Origin of the sequence: uncultured Pseudomonas sp., assembly GCF_943846705.1 — a bacterium.
GTDB lineage: Bacteria > Pseudomonadota > Gammaproteobacteria > Pseudomonadales > Pseudomonadaceae > Aquipseudomonas.
On sequence record NZ_OX044366.1, the window covers coordinates 575838 to 601297 of the forward strand.

Sequence of the window (25460 nt, forward strand, 5' to 3'; positions counted from 1 at the left end):
AGATTTTCCACTGCTGCGTAGAGGTCAACGTCCGTTTGCTGAGTTTTGATCGACACCACCAAACTCTACCTAACGGTGTCGTCATATCGCTGCTGCTTAACAAGAGTTTTCCACCACCCCAGAGCGGGATAGATACCAAGCATTCCCCGCCCTGCTAGTTCGGCTGCAGTGCCTCGCCAGATGTCCGAGTGGAGTGAGCCTCGATGCCGAGTCTGGGTACCGAGCAACCAATTCGGATCTGAGCCACCGCCCTGGTAACCACCTTCCTCCTCATCCCGTGCACGCTTGTTGATGCGCTGGCGGAACTGGTCTCGGTCTTCGTTTGGGCGGCTGACATCAAAGCGTAAGCCATGCGACTCGTAGCGATAGCGCCCTTTGATACCGCGTTCGGCTATGCCGGGATTTGGCTCTACGAAGTAGGAAAGTGTCACTCGCATTTCAACCTCGATATTGCCTAGGTTGAGCAGCTCCTCCTGCGGCCAGGGAAGCAGATGAAGATGCATGTCCCGCGCCGTGGGCGGCTTGGTGCCCTGCCTCATGAACGGCCTCAGATGGTCCTCGACAATCATGGTCAAGGAGTCGCCGGCACTCCACAGGGCACGACTCAGGTCTGGTACGCCAAAGCCGCAGTGCTTAACCAGATTTTCGTAGCCGGCCTTAGTGCCAGCAGCAAGGAAATCCTGTCGCATACGATCAGGCCACTCAGCCGAGTGCACGATTAGGGCCCGTACAGTTTCGGGCCAGAACTGTGGGTAATTCGTCGTTACTTGTGCTGCCATGCGAGCGGCCAGCGCGGATGCTGCACTGGTGGCGCTGGTCGTCGTCAACAGCCGCCGCTCTGGTTCGTGGGCAGTGGTTACGAGGGATAGGCAGGGCTCGGTGTACGCTGTCTGCCCATCTGTGGCCAGGTTGCCTCCCTCGAACACTACATCGGGTTTCAAGGGCCAGGCCGAGTTGGTCCAGGTCCCAGAAGTCGTGCTGTATGGGCTTAGGCTGCCTGCGGCAGCGATCGGGCGCAATCCAGGATTGGGAGGGTCGATAGTGGCTTTTTGGGTGTAAGCACCTACGCACAGCGCATTCCAGGCCTGTGCCGGATCATGAATTCCGTCTGTGGTGGTGTTATGCGGGTAGAGGGTGGCCTGGTTCTTGTCAGCATTACCGGCAGACACGACGATCAGCCGAGGGTTGGCTCTCTCCCCCAATACGTCGGATGCAAGCTCATCAACTGCGGCTGACCATGCTGAAGGGCGGCCACGATCTCGGTAATCGAGACTGGTGATCGCCATGCTGTAGACACGGCGCACTTCTGGCTTGGCAGTATCCGGTTGGGTTACAGCGTCGATCATCAGTGCGCCGTAGGGCTCCTTTTGATTTCCCTGGGCGGCAGGGAGCAGTTTTACCGACTCAAGGCGGTGCTCGATCGAAATGGGGCCTTGTCCACTAAGAGGGTCAAACAAATCACCATAAAGTGCGATTCCAGCTAGCTCCGTACCATGGCCCGTCGTGTCCGCAAGACCCCAATTGGAATCGACTGTATATAGGTCATCCGCGCCTATGTGTTGAGCTAAGAGCGGGTGACCCCGATTGACACCAGTATCCAGAAGGCAGACGCGGATGCTGTCTTCCCCTGCGTGTGTGGTTCGTTCAAGCAGGTTCTCGACCCATTCTCTTTGTTCTTGCGGCGCAAGGGCATCAAAAAACTCGGCGGTGTCCTTGGCTCTACGAATCTCGGCGACTTCATTGAGCAACAAGAGTGACTGAGTGATAGCTGCTCGCGAGGCGTAGACGTTGAGGACTGTCCGCTCAGGAAACTTCAGCACTTTTTCAGAGGTATGAAAACCACATGCTTCGGCAACCGACGTAAAGCGGTTCAGCACTGCTTCACGGCCTTCCCTGATAGGGAGCCAGAATTCCCACCAAATGGTTTCGTTTTCATCTAGCGGCAACACTGCGGGATCATCAGTCCACAGAGCGTTGAAAGCTGCGACTCGGATTTCTTGGATTGGATTCAGGAGCGGAGCGTTGCGCGGACTTCCTTTGGAGGTTTCTGCCTCTAGGTACTGCCTTACGAGGTTCTCAAAGGCTTTGAGCTGACCATCTGGAACGAACACAGTGGCGAAGTCAGTATTCGTGGCGGGGTCATGACGCAGGTTCATAAGCTCGATGCGCTGAGCGCCTCGGGCAAGTCCTTCGAATGCAAGCGCGTAACCAGGCTCACTGCGAAATTCTATTTGCAGGCCATATCCACCTTCAGGCCTGCCTCCTTGTAACAATTGCCTTTCCGATGCTTCGCGCTGCAACTGCACTGCAGAGGCCATCTGGACGCTGACATGCTGGAGTTGAGCGAGTAGTTTTCCGCCATGAGCCCCTCGGTTTGGCGTGGGGTAGCGGGGGTCTCGTGTTGCTGATGCTGATGCTGTAGATCGGAACCGTTCGGGTAGTCCCTGTCCCTGGAGGTGAAAATGAGGCCGTTGTCCGTTGATCGATTCCGTCATCTAAATGCTCTACTACGTTAGGAGTGCCGTCTCCCGTGGAAAGTCTTCCGTTCTTCGAGGTGTCTTTCCACGTCCTTGACTGCCATCTCGGTACGATCATGAATGATCGTGTCCTTGATCGCGTCGTCTGCTGCCCTCGCTAGTTCTGCGTGGCTGAGCCCCTCTGCGACTTTGCAGAGTTTGTCCCAACTGCGAATCGACTTTGAAAAATTCGCTAGTCGATTCTTGAGCACAGCCTTGGTCTGTTCCTGATTGGGCAGCCCGTATTCGATAACATCATCGAAGCGCCGGAACAAGGCGTAGTCAAGAATCTCAGGGTGGTTGGTGGCAGCAATGATCAGGCTATTGGATTGGTCCTGCTCGATCATCTGCAGAAAGCTGTTCAGGACGCGACGGATTTCGCCTACATCGTTGGCAAGACCACGCTGAGAGCCAATGGCATCAAACTCGTCGAAGAAGTAGATGCCGCGGGTATCGCGGATAGCATCGAAAATCTGGCGCAACTTAGCGGCGGTCTCACCCATGTATTTGGTGATGAGGCTATCAAGGCGAACGATATACAGCGGAATGCCGAGTTCGCCGGCAAGCGCCGAGGCGGTCATGGTCTTGCCTGTACCAGGTGGCCCTACCAAAAGCAGCTTGCGGCGAGGTGAGAGGCCGTGGGCACGAATCTTCTCGAAGTTGCGCTGCTCATTGATGATTCTTCCGAGGCGGGCATGAGTAGCCTCGTCCAGAATCATTTCCGAAAAGCGAGTTTTCGGAAGAGCTACTGAAAGCAAGTTGCTCAGTTCACCGCGAGGCTGGCCGATAGGCACCGGTTGGCCGGAGGGCAGGCGATTTTTCTTGGCCGAATCAATTAGGGCCCGCAGATCTTCTGCAAGCTTTCCGTGCCCCTGCTTAGCCTCATGGGCCGCCATCTGCATAGCAACGGCTAGGAAGTGCGTGTCATCTCCCTTGATATGCGAGCGCAAAAGCGCTTTCAGTTGTTCGCCGCTAGCCATGGTTTTCTACCTTCCCGTAGGAATTAGTTTAATCGTTAAGACCCGCTTATGGCCTTGAATGCGTCAACTTTATTTGTATCGACGATCAGTATCTGAGCTGAATTCAGCGCATTTCATCTTGCATCGAGGCCTTGCCAAGGGCGGCGGCCATCCAGCTGGGGAGGCTCGCACGAACCGAACTCAGACTTTCCCACTCCGCTTTTGCTAAGCGTCTGCGCATTTTCTGGGCCGAACCTTCCGCCTGTTCTTTGCCCACCCAGGCCATTGCTCTGAGCGCATCCCCGGCTGGTGTCGCCCCCAAGGAAAACAGCCAGTATGGCGCGTGCTGGAGGTGAATTGTCCGTGAGCCGATTGCCAACCGCTTACTGCGCCCTGTAGTGAGGTACACATCTCTCGTCGAAGCCGCTCGCGTCAACCCCATTGCTTTTGCGGTCCGTGCACCGTCGGGCGAAATGCACTGCTTGCCCTGTGCGGCGATTGATTTCACCAATGACTCTGTCGACGGGACTCTGGTACGGCTATTGGCGCGCACCGGCGCAACGTAAGTACCACGCGCGATCCGCATCAATTGCCCTGCTTTAGCCAAGCGACAAAACGCCTGATCAATCGCAGCACGACTACCAAGATGAAGAAACTCCTTGGGCGCGAGCACTCCGCCCTCGTCGAGGGATTGGCTGCGCTGCAAGATCGCTTGCGGAATCGATCGCATATGAAAACTCGGCTCCTATTAATGTCAGATATTTAATTATATATCTGACATTTGATCAACAGCCGCTCGTCTACTGTCTCCAGGGCTTAGCTGGCCTGCTCTTTCTCATTGAGCTACCGGTGTCCTAGGTCGCGCTGAACGCTGCGACGGCGCGCAGGCGAAATGTGCGCGCAGGCTAATGCGGCAGTTCGAACTTTCGCGTGAAATAAATCACTTAGAGGCCTTGACCTTCCCATGCGGGGAAGCTTGAGACTTCCCTTCAACAGAAACATCCAAGGGATAACTCAATGGCTTCCGTTGCCCAAAAAAGCGTCAATCCATCCTTGCCCTCGGTCTCTCGCCTGAGCCTACCGGTCGAAGGGATGACGTGTGCCTCGTGTGTCGGCCGTGTAGAACGCGCGCTGAAGGAGGTCCCCGGCGTGCAGACGGCTGTGGTCAATCTGGCCACCGAGCGCGCCGACATCACGCTCACCAGCTTGGCCGATCCGCAGGCGGCTGTGCGCGCCATCAAGAGCGCCGGCTACACCGTTCGCGAAGAGACCACTGAGCTCGCGATCGAGGACATGACCTGCGCGTCGTGTGTGGGCCGGGTTGAGAAGGCGCTCGTAAAAATCCCTGGCGTGCTCGAAGCCACTGTCAATCTGGCAACCGAGCGCGCGCGGGTGCGCCACCTTGCTGGGGTCGTATCCACGACCGACCTTGAAGCTGCGGTCGAGCAGGCGGGTTACAAGTCCCGCCGCTTGTCCGCCGAAACGGCGACTGCTAGCGATCAGCACGCCGAGCGTCGTGAGAGCGAGGCACGGGAACTGCGGCTGGCCTTGCTTGTGGCATCAGTCCTCACCTTGCCAGTATTCATCCTTGAGATGGGCTCTCACCTCATTCCCGCCATGCACCATTGGGTGATGGGCGTCATGGGGCAGCAGACGAACTGGTATGTCCAGTTCGCGCTGGCCAGCCTTGTACTGTTCGGGCCGGGCTTGCGCTTCTTCCACAAGGGCGTGCCGGCGTTGCTGCGCGGTGCCCCCGACATGAACTCGCTGGTTTCGCTCGGCACTGCGGCGGCTTACGGCTATTCGGTGGTCGCGACCTTCACACCCAAATTGCTCCCGCAAGGTACCGCCAACGTCTATTTCGAAGCCGCCGTGGTCATCGTGACTTTGATCCTGCTCGGACGCACGCTGGAGGCTCGCGCCAAGGGGCGAACCTCGCAAGCAATCAAGCGGCTCGTTGGACTTCAAGCCAAGACCGCGCGCGTCGAGCGCAACGGCGAGACGATCGAGATTGCGCTCGATCAGGTAATGACTGGTGATGTCGTGCTCGTTCGTCCGGGCGAGAAGGTTCCGGTCGACGGCGAAGTCGTCGAGGGCACCTCTTATGTTGACGAGAGCATGATCACTGGCGAGCCGGTGCCTGTATCCAAGGGGGCGGGAGCCGAGGTCGTGGGCGGCACGATCAACAAAACGGGCGCTTTCAGTTTCCGCGTCACCAAGGTCGGCGCGAGCACGGTGCTCGCGCAGATCATCCGCCTCGTCGAGGAAGCGCAGGGTTCCAAGCTGCCGATCCAGGCGCTGGTCGACAAGGTGACCATGTGGTTTGTCCCGGCGGTGATGGCAGCGGCGGCGCTGACCTTCCTATTCTGGCTGATCTTGGGTCCGGAACCGGCCCTTACCTTCGCGCTAGTGAATGCGGTCGCGGTTCTCATCATCGCCTGTCCTTGCGCCATGGGCCTAGCCACGCCGACCTCGATCATGGTCGGCACGGGCCGCGCGGCCGAGATCGGCATTCTCTTCCGCAAGGGCGAAGCCTTGCAGGCGCTGCGCGATGTGAGCGTGATCGCGCTCGACAAGACCGGCACGCTGACCAAAGGACGCCCCGAGCTGACCGATCTCGTTCCCGCCGAGGGCTTCGAATACAACGAAGTTCTGGCTCTCGTGGCGGCGATCGAGACCCGCTCCGAGCATCCGATCGCCGAAGCGATCGTCGCAGCCGCAAAGCTGCTGGACATCGCGCTCGCCCCCATCGAGCACTTCGACGCAACACCGGGCTTCGGCGTATCGGCCAAGGTCGCCGGTCGGACTGTCGCCGTCGGCGCGGACCGGTTCATGAAGCAGCTCGGTCTTGACGTGTCGGGCTTCCTGCCGACCGCCCAGCGCTTAGGCGAGCAAGGCAAGAGCCCGCTCTATGCTGCGATAGACGGCCGCTTGGCAGCGGTTATCGCGGTCGCCGACCCGATCAAGGAAACGACGCCCGCGGCGATCAAGGCGCTGCACGCGCTCGGACTCAAAGTCGCGATGATCACCGGCGACAACGCAGCTACAGCCGCTGCAATCGCCAAGCAGCTAGGCATTGATGAAGTCGCTGCCGAGGTCTTGCCCGACGGGAAGGTCGCAGCGCTGAAGAAGTTCCGCAGTAACGGTGCACGGGTCGCCTTCGTCGGCGACGGTATCAACGACGCACCGGCGCTAGCCGAAGCCGACGTTGGGCTCGCCATCGGCACTGGAACCGATGTTGCGATTGAAGCGGCTGACGTGGTGCTGATGTCGGGTGACCTGCGCGGCGTGCCAAATGCAATCGCCCTAAGCAAGGCGACGATCAGCAACATCAAGCAAAACCTGTTCTGGGCCTTCGCCTACAACGCTGTGCTTATCCCAGTCGCGGCGGGTGCGCTCTACCCGGTGAACGGCACGCTGCTTTCGCCAATCTTCGCTGCTGCCGCAATGGCGTTCTCTAGCGTCTTCGTTCTCGGCAACGCGCTCCGACTCAAACGCTTCCGGGCACCTATGGTGGTTGAGCCTCGTATCGATATGCCTATTAGCGGCCCGAAATCGGACAAGACAGACACACTGAATAATCGTTTATCCTAGAAACCAGAAGCTATAACTGCCTGATTAATCGGACTGTTGCTATTGTTGGTGCTTACTGTGCTGGGGAGACGCGTCAACTCGGCGTCGGTAGTGCAAGCGAGTTAACTTCGTTCTGAATGGAGAGCAGTACTCATGCTGGAATACACCTCCCTCGGTATTTTGATATTCACTGCTCTCGTCCTTTTTTATGGCGTTATTGTCATTCATGACATCCCCTATGAAATAGCAAAACACCGTAACCATCCCCACCAAGATACTATCCATGTGGCGGGCTGGATCAGCCTGCTCACATTAAATGTTATCTGGCCGTTTCTGTGGATATGGGCAACCTTGTACCGAGAGGATCGAGGTTGGGGGGAGGGCTTGAAGAGCAGCGTTGCTGCCGATGATGATCTGACAGATAGACTGTTAGCGCTGCAAGAGCAGGTTGACGTGCTGGAGCAGCAGATCAGGCTGGCTCATCCAAATAAAGCAGTAGTGCAAGTAAGAGAGCCTGGCTAGTAGTACGACTAATCATGGTTAGAGGTGAGCCGTGCTCACTCGCTGATGCTGTCGCCAACTTCGTCGCATTTATCTGAGCCGTCAAGTTGAAACCCTGGTCTTTAGAGGCATACTTTGCAGTCATGCCATCGTTTTGGCCTTTTCAGCCACTAACACCAAAACATTTCACTTCGGCTGTTTTCGCATCCTGAGCCGACATAGTGGCAAATAGGCTGGCGGCAACGAGCGGCAACACAACACAAGTAGCTACTGGACTTTTAATCGAGCCAGCGCAGCTATCACTAGGCCACCATTAAGGCTAATGGCTGTGGCTTTTTCCAACATGTGTTTGGCCATGATCTGGAAGATTTCTGACCCCACCACTGACCGTAAGCTTCTGCAGGATTCCACATTTATCCATGCCCTGCTTAGAAACGCATCGATGTCGTAACTCAACCAGCTGTTGTTGCAGCGCAATTAGGCTGTTCACGCGTGCTTGCACATGATCAATGTGCTCATCCACTAAGCTATTCACACCCTCACAGCTTTCCTCCGGACTGTCCATCAGCGCCAGTAAGCTTCTGATCTCGTCCAGAGTCATATCCAGTGTTCGGCAATTACGGATGAATGTAAGCCTCACTAGATGCTCACTACTGTACAGGCGGTAATTACCCTCACTGCGGGCCGGGGTCGGCAACAGTCCTTCACGCTCGTAGTAACGAACCGTTTCGACCTGACAATCAGCAAGCTTGGCCAGCTCTCCAATTTTCATGCAATACCTCTTCTGCAAACGCTTGACCCTGTAGTGGCTTCAGGGTGTCCACTCTACGACACTGATCAATGAGGATACCCCCATGACTGGTTGCTGCGGCGACGAACACAAACCTGAAGCAATTTCAAAGGATGCCAGCTGTGACCCCGGCGAAGCGATTAAGTGCGCCTCCACTGCAACCAGAACGGTAAACGCCATGGCCAGCTCAAGGCTCACCAGCTTTCGCATTGAACAAATGGACTGCCCTACCGAACAGACGTTGATTCAGGACAAGCTGAGTAAGCTCGCAGGCGTAGATAAGCTCGAATTCAACCTGATTAACCGCATTCTCGGGGTATGGCACAGCTTGCCGTCGACCGCGCCCATCGAAGCGGCGATTTCATCTTTGGGCATGCAGGCAGAACCGCTATCCGTTGAAGGGCAAACCCGCATCAAAATCGAACAGATGGACTGCCCAACGGAAGAACAGCTGATCCGTGACAAGCTATCTTCGATGCCTGGCATCAGCGCGCTGGAGTTCAACCTGCTCCAGCGTGTGCTAACACTTCACCACACAGCGGATGCTCTACCTACAGCACTGGCAGCTATTCGCGACCTTGGTTTCAGTCCAATGGTTGAGGGATCAGCCACCTCAAACGAGGATTCGCAAGAAGCCCCTCGCAAGAAGGCCTGGTGGCCCTTGGCGCTATCGGGCGTGGCCGCCGTATCGGCTGAGGTGATCCACTTTGCCGAACTTGCGCCCGAGTGGGTAGTGGCTGGAGTGGCACTGCTCGCCATTCTTCTATGCGGCCTGACCACCTATAAAAAGGGTTGGATCGCCCTGAAGAACCGTAACCTGAACATCAATGCGCTAATGAGCATCGCGGTGACCGGTGCGGTGCTGATTGGGCAATGGCCAGAAGCAGCAATGGTCATGTTCCTCTTTGCTGTCGCCGAGCTGATCGAAGCGAAATCGCTGGACCGGGCGCGCAATGCCATCCGTGGTCTGATGGATCTAACCCCAGAAAGCGCCACGGTGCAGCAGGCCGACGGCACATGGCTTGAGGTCGAGGTTAAAACCATCGCAGTGGGCGCGCTGGTCAGGGTTCGTCCTGGCGAGCGCATTGGCCTCGATGGCGAAGTAACTGCCGGCAACTCCACCATCAATCAAGCGCCCATCACCGGGGAGAGCTTGCCCGTAGAGAAAACCATTGGCGATCCGGTTTTTGCTGGAACCATCAACGAAGCCGGCTCGCTGGAATACCGGGTCTTGGCAGCTGCAGCCAACACCACACTGGCCCGCATCATCCATGCGGTTGAGGAAGCGCAGGGCTCGCGCGCCCCGACCCAACGTTTTGTTGATCAATTCGCCAAGGTGTACACCCCCGTAGTATTCCTGTTCGCTCTGGCTATAGCGATTGTGCCGCCACTGTTTATGGCCGCGCCCTGGTACGACTGGATCTATCGCGCTCTGGTACTGCTGGTAGTCGCCTGCCCTTGCGCTTTGGTTATCTCGACGCCGGTAACCATTGTCAGTGGCCTGGCTGCCGCTGCACGTAAAGGCATCTTGATCAAAGGTGGGGTTTACCTAGAGTCCGGCGGCAAGCTTGGTTTCCTGGCCCTAGACAAGACTGGGACTATCACTCACGGCAAACCGGTACAGACCGATTACATGCCATTGACTGAGCAGGACTCAGAAGCCTACCGCAAACATGCCGCCAGCCTCGCCAGCCGGTCTGACCACCCGGTCTCGCAAGCGATAGCCAAGCATGCCACTGAGAATGGGCTGACGTTTGCCACTGTTGATGGATTCGAAGCCCTAGCGGGGCGAGGCGTTCGAGGCTCCATTGAGGGTACGGACTTTCACCTAGGTAACCACAGGCTGGTGGAAGAGCTTGGCCTCTGTTCTCCAGAGCTGGAAGCGACGCTGGAACGCCTCGAACGCCAAGGCAAAACGGTGGTAGTCCTGTGCAACCCCCAGCGCGCCATAGCCATGTTCGCCGTGGCTGACACCGTGAAGGACTCCAGTCGCGAGGCAATTGAGGAGCTTCACGCGCTTGGGGTGAAGACCACGATGTTGACAGGCGATAACCCGCACACCGCAGAGGCTATTGCTAAGCAGGTAGGCATCGACGAGGCGCGCGGCAACCTCCTGCCGGTCGACAAACTGCAAGCTATTGAAGCATTGCAAGCGCGCGGTTACGTCGTCGGCATGGTCGGTGATGGCATCAACGATGCACCGGCATTAGCGAAATCGGAAATTGGTTTCGCCATGGCCGCCGCCGGCACGGACACGGCCATTGAGACAGCGGATGTAGCATTGATGGATGACGACCTGCGCAAGATCCCGACCTTTATCCGCCTGTCGCAACAAACCGCCGCCATCCTCAAGCAGAACATCGTGTTGGCGCTGGGGATCAAAGCCCTGTTTCTCGTCATTACCCTCACGGGGCAAGCCACCATGTGGATGGCTGTCTTTGCAGATATGGGCGTGAGCTTACTGGTGGTGTTCAACGGCCTACGCTTACTTAAAAAGTAGGGAAGGAGGGTTGGAAATGAAAGCAGCATTGCAACTCGCGATTGAACAAGCTTTTCAACAGGCCGAGCAAGCCATGCAGGAGAAGCGCAGTGCAGATGCCTTTCACTGGCTGGAGCGCGCGCACATCCTGACCCAACGCCACCCCGTAATGCATGCTAGGTCACATTGGCTGATGCTCACACTCGGCTGGCAGGTTGGCGATTATCGCGAGGTTGCAGGGCAACTACCGCGTATTGTCGCGGCCCTGCTGTTTTCCAAAATCTGGGTGCCCATCGGCAATACAGGCCGCTCCAGGATCAGCGCCTTCAGGCCAATGCCGGTTCCTGAAGAACTGCAGATCTTGCTTGCAAACGACGACCCGAATCCACCCAGCCGGTGATTACGCTCATGCAAATTGATCTCGCTACCCAGCTTCCTTGCTCACCTGCTGAAGTGATCGCCGAGGTACACACGCAACGCCTGCTTCGTCAGGTAGCATCACCACTACTGAGCTTTATCCCGCTGCGCTCCACAGAATTTCCTACGACCTGGGGTGAGGATACTAACTGGGCCAGACTTAAAACTACTCGGCGTACTTCCCATCGGGCGTCAGGCGATTGTGATCACCTACCGCCAGGCGGAAAACGCTGACACGTTCATGCTTAGAGACAACGGCTAAAGCCCTCTTATTCGCAGGTGGGATCACCTGATTACGGTGCAAGAGGCCAGTGGTGGAACGCTATACCGGGATCGAGTGACTATCGAGGCAGGCATCCTCACCCCTTTCGTGTGGTTTTTTGCGCGCTTTTTTCTACGCCCACCGTCAGGGGCGCTGGGCAACCTTGGCGGCTAATGGCTTTAACTACGAAAGCACTCAGCCCCAGTAGTAACCAGACCCCGCTCGGTACTTGGCGCATGCTCGTCCAACTCACAGCAAGCGCTGAATCAGCGGCGATCGTGCTTTGGCAATTAACACCCCAGGCAGCAGGCTAGCTATAAGCTGCACATCATCACGATGAGTCAACCACTCCCCGCACTCTAGTAGCCCTGCCCAGCAGTGGTGACTACGCCCAAGACCGGCGCAATATCCCCGCCGAAAGCTATACAAAAATGTCGCTCAGACACAAGTTTATTACCACCTCACGAAGATTACAAAATTGTAATTTTCCAATCATCTTCAAGTTATCTTCGACTTGCAAGGATAGGGCTCAGCTCTCCGAAGGCGCAGAGCGCTTGAGAGGGCAATACCTAATAAGAACGCCATGGCGAAAATCACACTAATAACTGCCAACAATAAAGGAGCAATACATGCGTAATAAAGCCAAACTATCCCTTGCAGTATTTTCGGCTATTGTCGGTGCAGCGCCTCTGATGGCGGCTGCAGAAGAACAGGCCGAAGGTTTTGTAGAAGGCAGTAGCTTCAATGTTCTTAACCGTAATTTTTACATGAACCGCGACTTCCGCAAGGGCCAGTCCAGCAATACTGGTAATGGTTACACTGAGGCTTGGGCTCACGGGATCATCGGTAAGTTTGAGTCTGGGTTCACCCAAGGCACTGTAGGCTTTGGTATTGACGCCTTCGCCATGCTCGGCCTTAAGCTAGATACTGGTGATGGTCGTTATGGTCCAGGCGGCACTGTTAACCTACTTCCTGTAAACAGTGACGGCGAAGCAGAGGACAACTATTCAAAAGTGGGCGGTGCAGTAAAAGCCCGCGTACTCGACACCGTTGTCAAAGTGGGCGATGTTTTTCCCATGACCCCGGTTGTTCACTACGGTGACTCTCGTTTGCTGCCGGAAAGCTTCAAGGGTGTAACCGCCGTCAACAACAGCATCGATGGCCTGACCTTGCAAGGCGGTCGTGTTCACGCGATGAGTCAGCCGCAACAGAGTGGCATGGATGAAGACTTCGCCACTTTCTATGCCGGTGGTGTAAACGCCCCGTGGGCGGCCTACTTCGGCGGCGACTACACGCTGAACGACAATCTGGCGTTCAGCCTCTACTCCAGCCGCCTGAAGGATGCTTGGAACCAGCACTACGCGGGCATGTCTTGGAGCCATCAGCTGTCTGAGGAAGTGTCGCTGTTCGGCGGCCTGAACTACTACAAGGCTGTAGATGAAGGCAAGCAGCTGCTGGGTAAGTTCGACAACGACATTTACAGCGGCAAAGTGGGCGTGCAGTTCGGTGCACACAGTGTTGCCCTGTCGCACCAGCGCAACAACGGCGACGACGATTTCGACTACCTGCGCCAGTCTGACTCCATCTTCCTGGACAACTCCATCCAGTACAGCGACTTCAACTCGCCGAAGGAGCAGTCCTGGATGTTGCGCTACGACTTGGATATGGCCAGTTATGGCGTTCCTGGCCTGACCTTTATGACGCGCTACGCGCTGGGTACAGATGCTGACTACTCCGACGCCAACAATGTGTATATGCGTCGCGATGCTGATGGCAATCCACTGACAGACCAGAAGCGCTGGGAGCGCAATATCGAAGCCAAGTACGTCGTACAAACTGGCTCGCTGAAAGATATGTCCTTCCGCGTTCGCCAGATGACAACCCGCGCAACGGCTTACGAGTCGGATCTGGATGAGGTTCGCCTGATCGTCGAGTACCCACTGAGCGTGCTCTAAAAATCTATGAGCGGGCGGGCTCTCAATGCTCCGCCCGCTTATATATGCCAAGGCAACGCACCAAACTTCAGTGACACCATAAAATCACTCACTATATTTCAAGAATGTAATTTTTGGCTCACCTTGCTGTTAGCTTTACCCCCGTAAACTTCACTCGAACCTGTAGAGCTTGCCCATAAATCTCGACAAGTTATTAATTGAATTTTACGAGGCCTGCCTTATGAACATATTGAAAGCCCTAGCTATTGGATCGGTACTTATTTTCGGATCCGTACAGACTTATGCAGAAGACGGCTACGACCGTTCAATTAAGAGACAAGCACAGTTCAAAGCAGATCAAAAACGAATTCACGGAACTGAGCCCGCGGCTAGGCCAGCGGATGAGTTAAAGGTTAAGACCATCAGCCGAGATCGGGAAAACACCGACATGAATAACGAAACTAAAGCTGAATAACCGCTCACTTCCGAACGATGTTCACCTCTAGAAGCTCCCGAGCTCCTTTGGAAAGAGGTGTACCCTAAGCGCCCTTCGAGGCGCTTTTTTTATTCAAAAAATTTCATACCCAATAGCTATGCTATCAAATATAAAAAGCTATCTCGGTAGAGAACAAAACTCTAGTCCTTCGCAAATAATTCAAACCGACCATCACCATCAGCGTGTATCAACCAGAGCAAAATGATACGCATTGAAAGCTTTTATATTTGCCAGCCTAGTATCGGCGAAACCAGCAACTCGCAGCGCTGAATGATACCGCTCTGGGCGCGGACGGGGATCGAGAGAGGGCCACGGAGGCCGACTGTCACTGCGCCAAAGCATGACGGCAACTGTTTCCCTTCGTAAAGAACCCGATACGCACTCGATAGCTTTTACAGATTTAACGAATAGAGTGGGACTTAGTGCCGCGACCCTGACTTACAAATTCACGTATTTTCGCCCACAGATTGAGCAGTCCCAGCTTTTCGCCGCCTTACACGCGTCACTATTTTGGATTCAAATATCCAAGCTTGTGCACGCCGTGCGAGCAGCACAGCAGGCAACGTGATCCTGCTATAGCTGCTCCCAAACTCGACCCGCCCCGTCTCAACGTCGAATAGTCCTGCGGCAATACCAGCGATGAGTCGCGCGTGCCGCACAAACTAGCCATCAGAGATGGCAACACACAAGCAGAGTCTGTAATACACACAATCTTGACATAGCAGTACATGCAACAAAAAGCCCCGCTCAAGAGCGGGGCTTTTCAGTCGTACACAAATAGCGGTGCGCACTTAACGCAAGCGATGAGCTAATCGATAGAGCAGTGGCAACACCAGCAGCGTCAGCGCCGTTGAGGACAGTATTCCGCCAATCACCACCGTGGCCAGAGGCCGCTGAACCTCGGCACCGGTGCCAATGGCTGTGGCCATTGGAATAAAGCCCAGGGACGCCACCAAGGCAGTCATCAGCACCGGCCGCAGACGCGTCAACGCGCCTTCGCGAATGGCCTCGTCCAGCCCCATGCCGTTTTCACGCAAACTGCGAATAAAGGAAATCATCACCAGGCCGTTGAGCACCGCCACCCCCGACAGCGCAATAAAACCCACCCCTGCAGAGATCGAGAGCGGAATATCACGCAGCCACAGAGCCATGATCCCACCGGTCAACGCGAAGGGCACACCAGTGAATACCAGCAGGCCATCTTTGACGTTGCCGAACATCATGAAGAGCAGCGTGAACACCAGTAGCAGCGACACCGGCACGACAATCTGCAGGCGCTTGGCCGCCGATTGCAGCTGCTCGAAGGTGCCGCCCCAGGTCGTCCAGTAACCTGTAGGGACGCTTACCGCTTGGGCGATTTTGCTCTCGGCCTCGGCGACAAAAGAGCCAATATCGCGACCACGAACGTTAGCGGTGACCACCACGCGGCGCTTGCCGCTCTCACGGCTGATCTGGTTCGGACCGGGTGCGGACACCACGCTCGCGACATCAGCTAAGCGCACAAACCCCGGGCCGTCCAAACCATCGCCACTCGCTAGGCGAATCGGTAGCTGCTGGATTTTGTCGACATCATTGCGCCACTCATCCGCGAGGCGAACCTGAATATCAAAACGTCGATCACCTTCAAACAATGCACCGGCCTCGCGCCCGCCAATGGCGGTGGAAATGGCATCCTGAATCTCCGAGACATTCAAACCATAGCGCGCGGCTTTTTCACGGTCGATTTGCACGCTAAGCATCGGCAGACCCGTGGTCTGTTCAACCTTTACGTCAGCGGCACCCGGAATACCTTCCAGGACTTCTGCAATTTGCTCAGCAGTCTCGTTCATCACATCCATGTCATCGCCAAACACCTTGACCGCAACATCGCTGCGCACACCGGAAATCAGCTCGTTGAAGCGCATTTGAATAGGCTGGGTGAACTCGTAGTTGTTGCCGGGAACCTGCTCGACCGCCTCCTGAATCGCCGCAACCAAATCGGCTTTACTGCGCTCAGGATCGGGCCACTGTTCGCGCGGCTTGAGCATGACAAAGTTGTCCGCCACGTTCGGCGGCATTGGGTCGGTCGCGACTTCGGCGGTGCCCAATTTGGCGAACACCGTATCAACCTCGGGAAAGGATTTGATTATTTTTTCGAGTTGCACCTGCATGTCAATCGCCTGCGTGAGGCTGGTGCCTGGAATGCGCATGGCATGCAGCGCGAAATCGCCCTCATCCAGACTCGGCACAAACTCGCTGCCCATCCGCGAAGCGGTCAAGCCCGACAGCACCATGATGACTGCCGCAATGGTCAGTACCAGCGGCTTGCTGACCATGACCCAATCCAGCAACGGTGCGTAGCCTTGCTTTAGCCAGACCATCAAACGGTTTTCTTTTTCGCTGACGTTGCCATTGAGAAACAGCGCAACAGCCGCCGGGACGAACGTCACCGAAAGGATCATGGCACCGAGGAGAGCCGTCACCACGGTGAACGCCATCGGGTGGAACATCTTGCCTTCTACACCTGTAAGGGCAAAGATCGGCAGATAAACCACCATGATGATCAACTGGCCGAACAACAGCGGACGACGCGCCTCCTTCGAGGCCGCGAACACCTCATGGAAGCGCTCGTTACGAGTCAAGGTTCTTCCGGCGACGGCTTGGGCATGAGCCAGGCGACGCACGCAGTTCTCAACAATCACTACGGCACCATCGATGATAATGCCGAAGTCGAGCGCACCGAGGCTCATCAGGTTCGCGCTGACCTTATTACTGACCATCCCCGTGAAGGTGAATAGCATCGACAATGGGATCACCATTGCGGTGATAAGGGCTGCACGGATATTGCCCAGGAACAGGAACAAGATCGCGATAACCAGCAGTGCACCTTCGATCAGGTTCTTCTTTACCGTATTAATAGCCTTGTCGACCAACACAGTGCGGTCATAGACCGTCTTCGCCATGACCCCTTTCGGCAGGTTGCGATTGATCTCCTTCATCCGCTGATCGACAGCCTGCGACACATCGCGGCTGTTCTCGCCAATCAGCATAAATACCGTGCCAAGCACCACCTCCTGGCCGTTTTCGGTAGCAGCACCGGTACGCAGCTCTTTACCCAAACCCACCTCGGCAACATCACCGATACGCACAGGAACACCATCGGTACTCTTAATGATGATGTTGGCGATGTCGGCTATAGAGCCTAACTGCCCTGGCGCGCGGATCAGGTATTGCTCGCCGCTGCGCTCGATATAGCCCGCACCAACGTTGGCATTGTTGTTTTCCAGCGCCGCTACGATGTCCGGCAAACTTAGGCCATGGGCGACTAGGCGGTCCGGCATGGGCGAAACCTGGAACTCCTTGGCATAACCGCCAATGGTGTTGATTTCGGTAACGCCTTTTACGGTGCGCAGTTGCGGCTTGACGATCCAGTCCTGAATCTCACGCAGATCCATCGGCGTGTAGGCGCTGCCATCCGGCTTTTTTGCGCCATCTTCCGCCTCGACGGTCCACATGTAGATCTCGCCCAGGCCAGAGGCAATGGGCCCCATGCTTGGCGACAGCTCACTGGGTAGATTGCCACGGGCTTCCTGTATCCGCTCATTCACCAACTGGCGAGCGAAGTAGATGTCCGTACCGTCCTCGAAGATGACGGTGACTTGCGACAGCCCATAACGCGAGATGGAGCGTGTCTCCTGCAAGTTGGGTAGCCCCGCCATGACCGTCTCAATCGGGAAGGTCACACGCTGCTCGGTCTCCAACGGCGAATAGCCTTTGGCCTCGGTGTTGATCTGCACCTGCACGTTGGTGATGTCGGGAACCGCATCAATCGGCAGTTTCTGGTAGCTGTAAACACCCAACGCTGCCATGCCGAGCACAGCCAGCAAGACCAGCCAGCGCTGATCGATGGCGAAGCGAATTAATCGTTCGTACATGTCAATTTCCCCTAAAGCGCAGCATCACCGCGCTCTCCGGTACGGATGCGCAATGCGTCGGTCAACGGGGATACGGCGACGATTCCGTCACCAGGTACACCAGTGTGGGCAGCCTTTTCGATGGCCTGGACGATCTCATCGGCAACCTCGTCGGAGCAGAACGCCAACAGCACGAGATGCTGGTGGGCGTCGGGGTTCCATTCGTCAGCGATAAAGCTGTGATCCTTACCGTGACCACGCGGGTGACCATGGGCCGGCAAAATGGTAAAGCCAGGCAGATGCGGCAGTGCGTGCAACGCTTGCTCGACGGCCTCAAGCCGGATCGGGCGAAATATAGCTGTCACTTGTTTCATGGCTCGACTCCAAATTAGTGGTCATGGCTCGCGCCGGCTTTGCCCAGCTCAGCTTTGATCAGGAAGCTGTTCTTCAGTGCGTAACGATCACCCACCTTCAGACCCGAGATAATCTCGACGAAGCGTCCGTCGGACTTGCCAAGCTCAAGAGGCCGGGCCTCCAACTGGTTATCGAAGCGGCCGAACACCACTTGCCAATCACGCACGGTCTGGATTGCTTCGACTGCCACAGCTACAGGCACGTCGTTCTCCTCAGCAACCACCTCGACCGTCACCGGCAAACCAGGACGCCATACCCTATCTGGGTTATCGAGCACGATACGGGCCGTAGCCGAGCGGGTTTGCGTCCCAACTAGAGCGCTGACATACGAAATACGGCCCTCAGCCTTGGCTGCGAATGCGCTGGAGCTCACGACAACTTTTTGCCCTTCGGCGATTACGCCCAGGTCTTTCGCCGCGACTGTTGAATCCACCCACACCGTCGACAGATCCGAAACGGTAAAGACCGCAGAGTCCTCTTTGAGAACCTCACCGACCGATATGCTCTTGCTGGTGATCACGCCATCAATAGGGGCACGAATCTCGAACTCGGTGAGGTTCTGGCCTTTAGCCGGGGCACCACCCAGCGAGGCGATTTGTTGCTGCACGCGCTGCACCGCGATAGCAGCTTCCTGCATGGCCACCTGCGCCTGCAGGAAGTCCTGCTCTGCGGAAATTTTCTCTTCCCACAGCTGCTTTTCCCGCGCATAGGTCGTGCGGGCGAGCGCCGAACGCTGCTGGGCGGCAAGCAGCTCGCCACGCAGTTCAGCAAGCGCCTGACTGGATATCTTGGCCAACACCTGGCCTTTGCGAACCGAATCACCAGCGCTGACCGCCACCGAGTCAACCCGACCGGCAAGCTGAGGAGTTACCTGAACAGTACGGTCGCCGTTGTAGCGAACCTCGCCCAGCACCTGCAGCGTGGAAGCAATTTTCGCGGGACCCGCTGTGCCAATCGTGACGCCACCCTGCTCAAGCTGGGCATCGGTCATGGCCACGCGAGCCTCAACCTGCTCGTAAGCGAACGAATAGCTTTTGCCACTGTGCTTGGCGCTGATGGCAACCTGGAACGAATGCGGCTCTACAACCGCCGCATCACCACGCAGATAGTCATTCTCTTTGCTGAAGTTGATGATCTGCGCAGGCTGCCCCAAGCGCGCCAGAGTTACTTGCGCAGTACTGGCTGCGGGGTCTAGAGGCTTGCCGTCCAGATAGGTATAAAGCCGGAATTGTGGTTCTACGCCCGCCTCAAAAATCGTCACCTCAAGCGCGTAATCACCCTCAGTGAAAAGCTTGCCGCCATGCTCGCCCGCTGTAGGCTTTACAGCCTCATGGTGTTCCCCATCCGCATGCTCGTCGTTCTCTTCGTGCTCCTCGGCCGAAGCCTCCCCATGGTGCTCGGGATCAGCGTGAGCCGATGCATCTTCATGACTTTCATCATGACCATGGCCTTCTTCCCCGGACTGACCAGGGCTACCACTTAGAATCAGAACCGCCACGACCAGACCGATTGCGACAACAGCCGCAATCATTAGCCACTGCTTTCTGGGAGTTGTTGATGCCATTGGTAACTCCAAATAATCAAACGTATTGAATGTGTCTCATGCCCCGGCGGTGATTAAACACGCTCAAAAAGCACGAAACCGTCTGGTAAACAGGCGAGGCCTCATGCCGCATGACGCGACCGTCTGGAGCGTTGTATAGGGGCGCTGGGTGCTTATTTTTTGAATTCGACGTTGAGTTGGGAGCCATAAATCTTCTCCAAACTCACCCACGCCGAAATAGCCTCATCCAGGCTGTTTAGGTACTGGGAGCGCATGCTGACAAGGGTGCGTTGAGCATCGAGCACATCGATAAAGGCAAACTTGCCCATCTCAAATCCACGGACGGCACCCTCTACCGCTTGCTGCGCAGTGGGAAGCAAGGTGCTGCGGATCGAATCGACCTCGCTTCTGGCGCTTTCCCACTGCTCAAACGCCTGCTGGGCCTGTGCTCGTAGGCGAAGCTCGGTGGCGTTGCGCAGATCGCGCGCCTGGTCAGCCCCATAAGCAGCAGCCAGCACATTGCCTTGGTTGCGGTTGAACAACGGAATAGGCACCGACAAGCCGAGCAGATTGACGCGCTCACCCAGCCCCTCGTCGTATTGGCTGCCAAGGCTGACTGTGATGTCGGGAATGCGCTGCGACTTTTCCAGCGCCAAAGAGGACTCGGCACGCTGGATTTGCATGCCCGCCAACCGCACATCTGCGGTATCCGTTATGCGTGCAAGCATCTCGGTCTGCGCTGGCAGGTACGGCAGGCGCTCAAGATCACCCTCGACATGCGCGAAATTCGGTGTAGCAGCACCCGTTATGAGCGCCAGTTGCTTGTAGGCATTGCTTTGACTGAGACGAGCTCGGTTCAACTCCAGTTGAATCTCAGAGCGCTGCACTTGGGCACGCGCAATTTCGATTGGGGATGCCTTGCCAGCCTTTACGCGCCCTTCGGCCACCTGGAGTCCGCGATTGGCAAGGTCCAGCGACTGGGTAGACAGCTGCAAGCCTTCCTGGGCACGCAGTGCTGAATAAAAGGCCTGGATAACCTCAGCCCGCAGGGTGTTTTTTCTACGCTCAAGATCAATCGCTACAGCGTCCTGGTCACGCTCAGAAACATCGATTCGCGCGCCACGTTTACCACCCAACTCAATTGGCTGGGATACCTGAATGCTGGTGACGCGCGATTCACTACGCGTGTCCTCGACGCTCCAGGACAACTCCGGATTGGGAATCAGCCCAGCTTGAGCACGCGAGCCTTCGGCAATGCCTGTATTCCACTGGGCTGCTGCGAGTTCTGGATTCTCCGCTAGCGCTTTTGCCAACGCGATCTCAATTGTGATTGCTTGCCCGACTGACTCGGCTGCAATTGTTATTGCTGGAGTCATTAACAATGCAGCCAACAGGCCTGAAAAAACAGAGCGCTTAACTATGCTTTCTCCACGAGCGCTTAATTTTTTTACATACACTTTAAAACCTTCTACGGCACTAGCGCCGCGCGGATAAACAAAGAATTTACTACTAGATGAACCTGGCGGGGTTATCGATTAATGCTCAGGAATACGAGTAGAAGACCAATTCCCGGCAGAATGTAGTTCCCGATGCCTATCAACAAGGTGACTGGAAAATTACAAATACGTTATCCAGCACCACTCCAGGCGGGCCTGTATTAATATTGCTAGCGTTCAAAAGTGCGGACAGCTTAGCGCCCAGTAACAACTAGAAACACACACAGACAAATAAAGGGTTGCCCCAAGCGCAGCGCCACCGGCGCTGCTCTGCCAGTCAAAATTTGAGTAATGGGAGAGTTGCGAGCGCATGCGACATGTTGTCACCCAGCCCCTCTTAGCCAAGCAAAACGGGGATTGCACCTTGACCCTGAAGCCCCTTCAGGCTTTAGCTTTGGAGCAACCTGAAAGGCCACCGGCGCTTTCCGTGATCACCAAAAAACGAATTGAAAATACGCTGCCTCTACAATAAAACAACTATTCAAATTAATATTTTCCCGCATATCTCAAGGTGAATTTTTATGCGAATCCTTATTATCGAGGACGAGCCCAAGACTGCCGAGTACTTACACCAAGGCTTAAGCGAAAGTGGTTATGTAGTTGACAAAGCAGCTACTGGTGTAGATGGTCTCCACCTTGTCAGGCAACATGCTTACGACTTAGTTGTTCTCGATGTAAACCTGCCCGGAATTGATGGCTGGGGCGTGCTTGAGCATATACGCAGCAACAGCAGTACTCGCGTAATAATGCTAACTGCACGCGGGCGTTTAGTGGATAAAATAAAAGGCCTGGACTTGGGGGCGGATGACTATTTAGTCAAGCCATTTGAATTCCCTGAGTTACTTGCACGAATTCGCACGCTGCTACGACGCAGCGAGCAGATTCCGGTACCGGAAGTGCTGCGGGTAGCCGACCTTGAGCTCGACCCTGCCAGGCACCGCGCGTTCCGTGGTGAACAGCGGATCGACCTGACGACCAAAGAGTTCGCATTACTGCACCTGCTGATGCGCCGCTCTGGAGAAGTGCTATCGCGCACCCAGATCATTTCGCTGGTCTGGGACATGAACTTCGACTGCGACACAAACGTCGTCGAGGTCTCCATCCGCCGGCTTCGCGCCAAAATCGATGACCCATTCGATAACAAACTGATCCACACCCTAAGGGGCGTCGGTTATGTACTTGAGGAGCGCGCATGAAGCCGGCCAGCCTGTCCATGCGCCTTGGCCTGTCAGTCAGCGTAATGGGGGCGGCGCTGGTGGTTCTGCTTGCGGCACTCGCCTACTTCGCGCTGACCCATGAGCTGGATTCTTTGGCCAAGAAGAGCCTAGACGGCAAACTGGAGCAAATTCAGCACAATCTCGCCGAGGACATTAGCGCCCATGCAATTGCCCAGCAGCCTCACGAGCTGCTGGACTTGGTCATGGGGCATGACAACCTGCACCTGACGATTTACGGGAAAAAATCAGGCACCAAGTTACTCCTGAACCTTGGTGAGAAATCCCTAGAGCCCATTCTTGCCAGCATACCGGCAGGCGACACCCCCAGTTACCAGAGCTGGTCGGATACCGAGGGAAACAACTTTCTGACCGCAGCCAAAGTGATGCTGCTCAACGACGGCGATCACGTCCGTGTCTTGCTCTCCATTAATCGATCCGCCGACGAGGCACTGCTCAGTGCCTACCTCAAGTCAACGCTGATCGCGCTCCCTCTACTACTCGCGTTGATTGGTATGGGCGCATGGTGGATCGTACAGCGGGGCCTTGCTCCGCTCCGGCAGTTTCGCCAGGTAGCCTCACTGATCTCCACCCAAGATCTGACTCATCGACTTTCCGTGGACAAACTTCCGCAAGAGCTGAGCGCGCTGGCCCATGGCATCAACTTCATGCTGCATCGGCTTGACGGGGGTGTTCAGCAGCTATCGCAGTTCTCTGATGACCTGGCTCATGAGCTTCGTTCCCCCATCACAAATCTGATGGGTAAAGCCCAGGTAACGCTCTCCAGAGAACGCCCTCCAGAGGAATACAAAGCCGTACTGGAATGCTGCACAGAAGAGCTTGAACGCGTCACCCGAATCGTGTCCGACATGCTGTTTCTCGCTCAAGTCAGTCACCCTGCGTCCCTAGTTCCCTTCGAGAAGATTGCACTGGAAGACGAGGCACGCCGCGTTGTGGATCTGTTGAGCATCTCCGCCGAAGAGAAACAGATCAGCCTGAGCATTTCCGGAACAGGCCGAACCTTCGGTGATCGGCTGATGGTGCAACGCGCCATTTCAAACCTGTTGTCCAACGCGATTCGGCATAGCCCCATCGGCGCAAACATCTCGCTGCTGATCGAGAAGCACAGTGAAACCGTATCGTTCTCGGTCGGAAATCCCGGGATTGGTATCCCCGCCCAGCACATCCCCCGATTGTTCGAACGCTTCTACCGCGTCGATACCAGCCGCTCACGCGCAGAGGGTGGAACGGGGCTTGGCCTGGCAATTGTTCGCTCAATCATGAGCCTGCACCAGGGCACGGTTGAGGTCAGCAGTCTGCCAGGCAGCTTTACCGTTTTCCGCTTGATCTTCCCCAAAATTCGCAATGGTTCTTCGGTCTAGAAGCCGGCGAGCGAACATGCGAAGCAACCCGCCGAGTGCTGGCCGTAGAGGAGCCTGGGTCACCCTATTCGGAGAGTACGGCATACAGCGACGGCTCCCGATATGCCAACCACCTGAGCATGGAGAAACACCAATGAAAAAGACCACCTTGGCAGTCGTGATTAGCACTGGAGGGCTCAGTCTTAGCCAACCAGCGGCCGCTGACTTTTTTGCCGACAGCAAAGCGGGTTTGGAGGCGCGTAACTTCTATTTCAATCGCGACTTCCGCCAAGATTCAGCCAACCAATCAAAGCAAGAAGAATGGGCTCAGGGCTTCCTGCTGCGCTACGAATCCGGCTTCACCGAGGGAACCGTCGGCGTAGGCGTCGATGCCATCGGCATGCTTGGCCTCAAGCTCGACTCCAGTGCCGACCGCTCAGGTTCAGGCCTGCTCAAGCGCGATAAAGAAGCGCCTCGGGCCGCACAAGACGAATATGGCGAGATTGGTTTAACCGCCAAACTTCGTGCGTCCAACAGTGTACTGAAAGTGGGCACGCTGCAGCCCAGGCTACCAACCGTCCAAGCTAACGACTCGCGCCTGCAGCCGCAGACATTTCAGGGTGGCCATCTCAACGCGCTGGAAATTGACGGACTGACCTTCGATGCAGGTCAGCTCAAGCAAGTCAGCCAGCGCGACTCCTCCGACAGCGAAGACCTCAGTATCACCAGCGGATCTGCCCGAGCTATCAGTGGTGGCGGAACTCAGAGCAGCGATGAGTTCAGCTTCGCTGGGGCGACCTACAAATGGAACAGCAACCTGGCCACCGGCTACAACTACGGCAACCTGGATGAGTTCTATAAGCAGCATATTTTCACGGTCCTGCACACGTTGCCGTTGGGTGAAAAACAGTCGCTGAAGAGTGATCTTCGCTATGCCCGCTCCACCGATGAAGGCAACAGTAACGTCGACAACAAGGCATTCGGTGCGATGTTTACCTACGCCTTTGGCGGCCATGCATTGGGTGTTGGCTACCAGAACATGAGCGGAGACACCGGTTACGCCTACATCAACGGCACCGATCCGTTCCTGGTCAACTACGTGCAGATCGGTGACTTCGCCAATAAAGATGAGACCTCCTGGCAGGCCCGCTATGACTTCAACTTCGCCAGCGTGGGTATTCCTGGTCTGACGTTCATGACCCGTTACCTGACCGGGGAGAATATTGATCTAGGGGCTGGCAAAGCCGATGGCAAAGAATGGGAGCGCAACACGGATATTGCTTATGTCTTCCAGGACGGCGCGTTGAAAAATCTCGGCGTGAAGTGGCGCAACGCCACACTACGCTCTACCAACTTCGGCAACGACGTTGACGAGAACCGCTTGATCGTCAGCTACACCCTTCCGCTGTTGTAATCAGCAATCCTCAGCGCGGCACTCAACTAAGAGTGCCGCGCGTTAGGTCTCCTCACTAATAAAAAGTGATGACTACCGTGAGACAAAACCAGAGCATCGGAGCGCTCACGCCCACCACATTACAAATTAGTAATCCGGCTGCGATCCCCGCGTTAGGTTCACACCGATAAGCTTCTTACCTCTCAGGGCTTTGATATA

The 25460-nt window shown here is 56.0% G+C and carries 17 protein-coding genes; 9 read left to right on the plus strand and 8 right to left on the minus strand.

All coding sequences use genetic code 11. The features are described 5' to 3' along the window. Positions 1–65: 65 nt before the first annotated feature. From Q0V31_RS02805 to Q0V31_RS02815, 3 genes are all read right to left on the minus strand, one after another. Entirely contained in the window at positions 66–2318 is a 2253-nt protein-coding gene (locus Q0V31_RS02805; RefSeq protein WP_298184281.1) for a S8 family peptidase, read from the minus strand. A gap of 194 nt (positions 2319–2512) precedes the next feature. Further along, positions 2513–3496, minus strand: coding sequence for an AAA family ATPase (locus Q0V31_RS02810; protein ID WP_010490707.1), 984 nt, complete (start codon positions 3494–3496; stop codon positions 2513–2515). 103 nt (positions 3497–3599) lie between these two features. Beyond that, positions 3600–4205, minus strand: coding sequence for a DUF6088 family protein (locus tag Q0V31_RS02815; RefSeq protein WP_298184286.1), 606 nt, complete (start codon positions 4203–4205; stop codon positions 3600–3602). Between the two features lie 287 nt (positions 4206–4492). Here Q0V31_RS02815 and Q0V31_RS02820 point away from each other — a divergent pair, with 287 nt between their 5' ends. Together Q0V31_RS02820 and Q0V31_RS02825 are read left to right on the plus strand one after the other, a co-directional pair. Further along, complete coding sequence (locus Q0V31_RS02820) at positions 4493–7069, plus strand: heavy metal translocating P-type ATPase (protein ID WP_298184288.1); 2577 nt, start codon at positions 4493–4495, stop codon at positions 7067–7069. A gap of 132 nt (positions 7070–7201) precedes the next feature. Beyond that, positions 7202–7570, plus strand: coding sequence for a DUF3302 domain-containing protein (locus tag Q0V31_RS02825; protein ID WP_298184290.1), 369 nt, complete (start codon positions 7202–7204; stop codon positions 7568–7570). A gap of 298 nt (positions 7571–7868) precedes the next feature. Here Q0V31_RS02825 and cadR read toward each other — a convergent pair whose 3' ends face one another. After that, a complete protein-coding gene (gene cadR, locus Q0V31_RS02830; RefSeq protein ID WP_298184292.1) occupies positions 7869–8321 on the minus strand; it encodes a Cd(II)/Pb(II)-responsive transcriptional regulator in 453 nt (150 codons plus the stop codon). A 235-nt stretch (positions 8322–8556) separates the two neighbouring features. On the opposite strand from cadR, the gene Q0V31_RS02835 reads away from it, so the two are divergent. From Q0V31_RS02835 to Q0V31_RS02850, 4 genes are all read left to right on the plus strand, one after another. Further along, entirely contained in the window at positions 8557–10839 is a 2283-nt protein-coding gene (locus Q0V31_RS02835; RefSeq protein ID WP_298190889.1) for a heavy metal translocating P-type ATPase, read from the plus strand. A 16-nt stretch (positions 10840–10855) separates the two neighbouring features. Further along, the gene (locus Q0V31_RS02840) at positions 10856–11218 is read left to right on the plus strand and encodes a DUF3703 domain-containing protein (protein WP_298184295.1); all 363 of its coding nucleotides are present in this window, start codon (positions 10856–10858) and stop codon (positions 11216–11218) included. A gap of 908 nt (positions 11219–12126) precedes the next feature. Then, complete coding sequence (locus tag Q0V31_RS02845; RefSeq protein ID WP_298184297.1) at positions 12127–13452, plus strand: OprD family porin; 1326 nt, start codon at positions 12127–12129, stop codon at positions 13450–13452. Between the two features lie 220 nt (positions 13453–13672). After that, complete coding sequence (locus tag Q0V31_RS02850) at positions 13673–13906, plus strand: hypothetical protein (RefSeq protein ID WP_298184300.1); 234 nt, start codon at positions 13673–13675, stop codon at positions 13904–13906. A gap of 812 nt (positions 13907–14718) precedes the next feature. On the opposite strand, the gene Q0V31_RS02855 is transcribed toward Q0V31_RS02850, so the two are convergent. The 4 genes from Q0V31_RS02855 to Q0V31_RS02870 form a co-directional block, all read right to left on the minus strand. Continuing rightward, complete coding sequence (locus Q0V31_RS02855; RefSeq protein WP_298184302.1) at positions 14719–17841, minus strand: CusA/CzcA family heavy metal efflux RND transporter; 3123 nt, start codon at positions 17839–17841, stop codon at positions 14719–14721. An 11-nt stretch (positions 17842–17852) separates the two neighbouring features. After that, a complete protein-coding gene (locus Q0V31_RS02860; RefSeq protein WP_298184304.1) occupies positions 17853–18194 on the minus strand; it encodes a P-II family nitrogen regulator in 342 nt (113 codons plus the stop codon). 14 nt (positions 18195–18208) lie between these two features. Next, the gene (locus tag Q0V31_RS02865) at positions 18209–19798 is read right to left on the minus strand and encodes an efflux RND transporter periplasmic adaptor subunit (RefSeq protein ID WP_298184306.1); all 1590 of its coding nucleotides are present in this window, start codon (positions 19796–19798) and stop codon (positions 18209–18211) included. A 152-nt stretch (positions 19799–19950) separates the two neighbouring features. Further along, the gene (locus Q0V31_RS02870; RefSeq protein WP_298190891.1) at positions 19951–21153 is read right to left on the minus strand and encodes a TolC family protein; all 1203 of its coding nucleotides are present in this window, start codon (positions 21151–21153) and stop codon (positions 19951–19953) included. 641 nt (positions 21154–21794) lie between these two features. Between Q0V31_RS02870 and Q0V31_RS02875 the strand changes: the two genes are divergently transcribed. The 3 genes from Q0V31_RS02875 (at position 21795) to Q0V31_RS02885 (ending at position 25262) form a co-directional block, all read left to right on the plus strand. Further along, a complete protein-coding gene (locus tag Q0V31_RS02875) occupies positions 21795–22469 on the plus strand; it encodes a heavy metal response regulator transcription factor (RefSeq protein ID WP_298184308.1) in 675 nt (224 codons plus the stop codon). After that, complete coding sequence (locus Q0V31_RS02880; RefSeq protein ID WP_298184309.1) at positions 22466–23869, plus strand: heavy metal sensor histidine kinase; 1404 nt, start codon at positions 22466–22468, stop codon at positions 23867–23869. Before Q0V31_RS02875 ends, Q0V31_RS02880 begins: the two co-directional genes overlap by 4 nt. Before the next feature lie 133 nt (positions 23870–24002). Further along, positions 24003–25262: an OprD family porin gene (locus Q0V31_RS02885; RefSeq protein ID WP_298184310.1), complete on the plus strand. Its 1260-nt coding sequence runs from the start codon at positions 24003–24005 to the stop codon at positions 25260–25262. Positions 25263–25460 lie beyond the last annotated feature (198 nt).

Excerpts from the sequence above, each read along its gene's own strand:
- Q0V31_RS02805 (WP_298184281.1), bottom strand. The coding sequence starts at position 2,318 with ATGGCCTCTGCAGTGCAGTTGCAGCGCGAAGCATCGGAAAGGCAATTG.
- Q0V31_RS02810 (WP_010490707.1), bottom strand. The coding sequence starts at position 3,496 with ATGGCTAGCGGCGAACAACTGAAAGCGCTTTTGCGCTCGCATATCAAG.
- Q0V31_RS02815 (WP_298184286.1), bottom strand. The coding sequence starts at position 4,205 with ATGCGATCGATTCCGCAAGCGATCTTGCAGCGCAGCCAATCCCTCGAC.
- Q0V31_RS02820 (WP_298184288.1), top strand. The coding sequence starts at position 4,493 with ATGGCTTCCGTTGCCCAAAAAAGCGTCAATCCATCCTTGCCCTCGGTC.
- Q0V31_RS02825 (WP_298184290.1), top strand. The coding sequence starts at position 7,202 with ATGCTGGAATACACCTCCCTCGGTATTTTGATATTCACTGCTCTCGTC.
- cadR (WP_298184292.1), bottom strand. The coding sequence starts at position 8,321 with ATGAAAATTGGAGAGCTGGCCAAGCTTGCTGATTGTCAGGTCGAAACG.
- Q0V31_RS02835 (WP_298190889.1), top strand. The coding sequence starts at position 8,557 with ATGGACTGCCCTACCGAACAGACGTTGATTCAGGACAAGCTGAGTAAG.
- Q0V31_RS02840 (WP_298184295.1), top strand. The coding sequence starts at position 10,856 with ATGAAAGCAGCATTGCAACTCGCGATTGAACAAGCTTTTCAACAGGCC.
- Q0V31_RS02845 (WP_298184297.1), top strand. The coding sequence starts at position 12,127 with ATGCGTAATAAAGCCAAACTATCCCTTGCAGTATTTTCGGCTATTGTC.
- Q0V31_RS02850 (WP_298184300.1), top strand. The coding sequence starts at position 13,673 with ATGAACATATTGAAAGCCCTAGCTATTGGATCGGTACTTATTTTCGGA.
- Q0V31_RS02855 (WP_298184302.1), bottom strand. The coding sequence starts at position 17,841 with ATGTACGAACGATTAATTCGCTTCGCCATCGATCAGCGCTGGCTGGTC.
- Q0V31_RS02860 (WP_298184304.1), bottom strand. The coding sequence starts at position 18,194 with ATGAAACAAGTGACAGCTATATTTCGCCCGATCCGGCTTGAGGCCGTC.
- Q0V31_RS02865 (WP_298184306.1), bottom strand. The coding sequence starts at position 19,798 with ATGGCATCAACAACTCCCAGAAAGCAGTGGCTAATGATTGCGGCTGTT.
- Q0V31_RS02870 (WP_298190891.1), bottom strand. The coding sequence starts at position 21,153 with ATGACTCCAGCAATAACAATTGCAGCCGAGTCAGTCGGGCAAGCAATC.
- Q0V31_RS02875 (WP_298184308.1), top strand. The coding sequence starts at position 21,795 with ATGCGAATCCTTATTATCGAGGACGAGCCCAAGACTGCCGAGTACTTA.
- Q0V31_RS02880 (WP_298184309.1), top strand. The coding sequence starts at position 22,466 with ATGAAGCCGGCCAGCCTGTCCATGCGCCTTGGCCTGTCAGTCAGCGTA.
- Q0V31_RS02885 (WP_298184310.1), top strand. The coding sequence starts at position 24,003 with ATGAAAAAGACCACCTTGGCAGTCGTGATTAGCACTGGAGGGCTCAGT.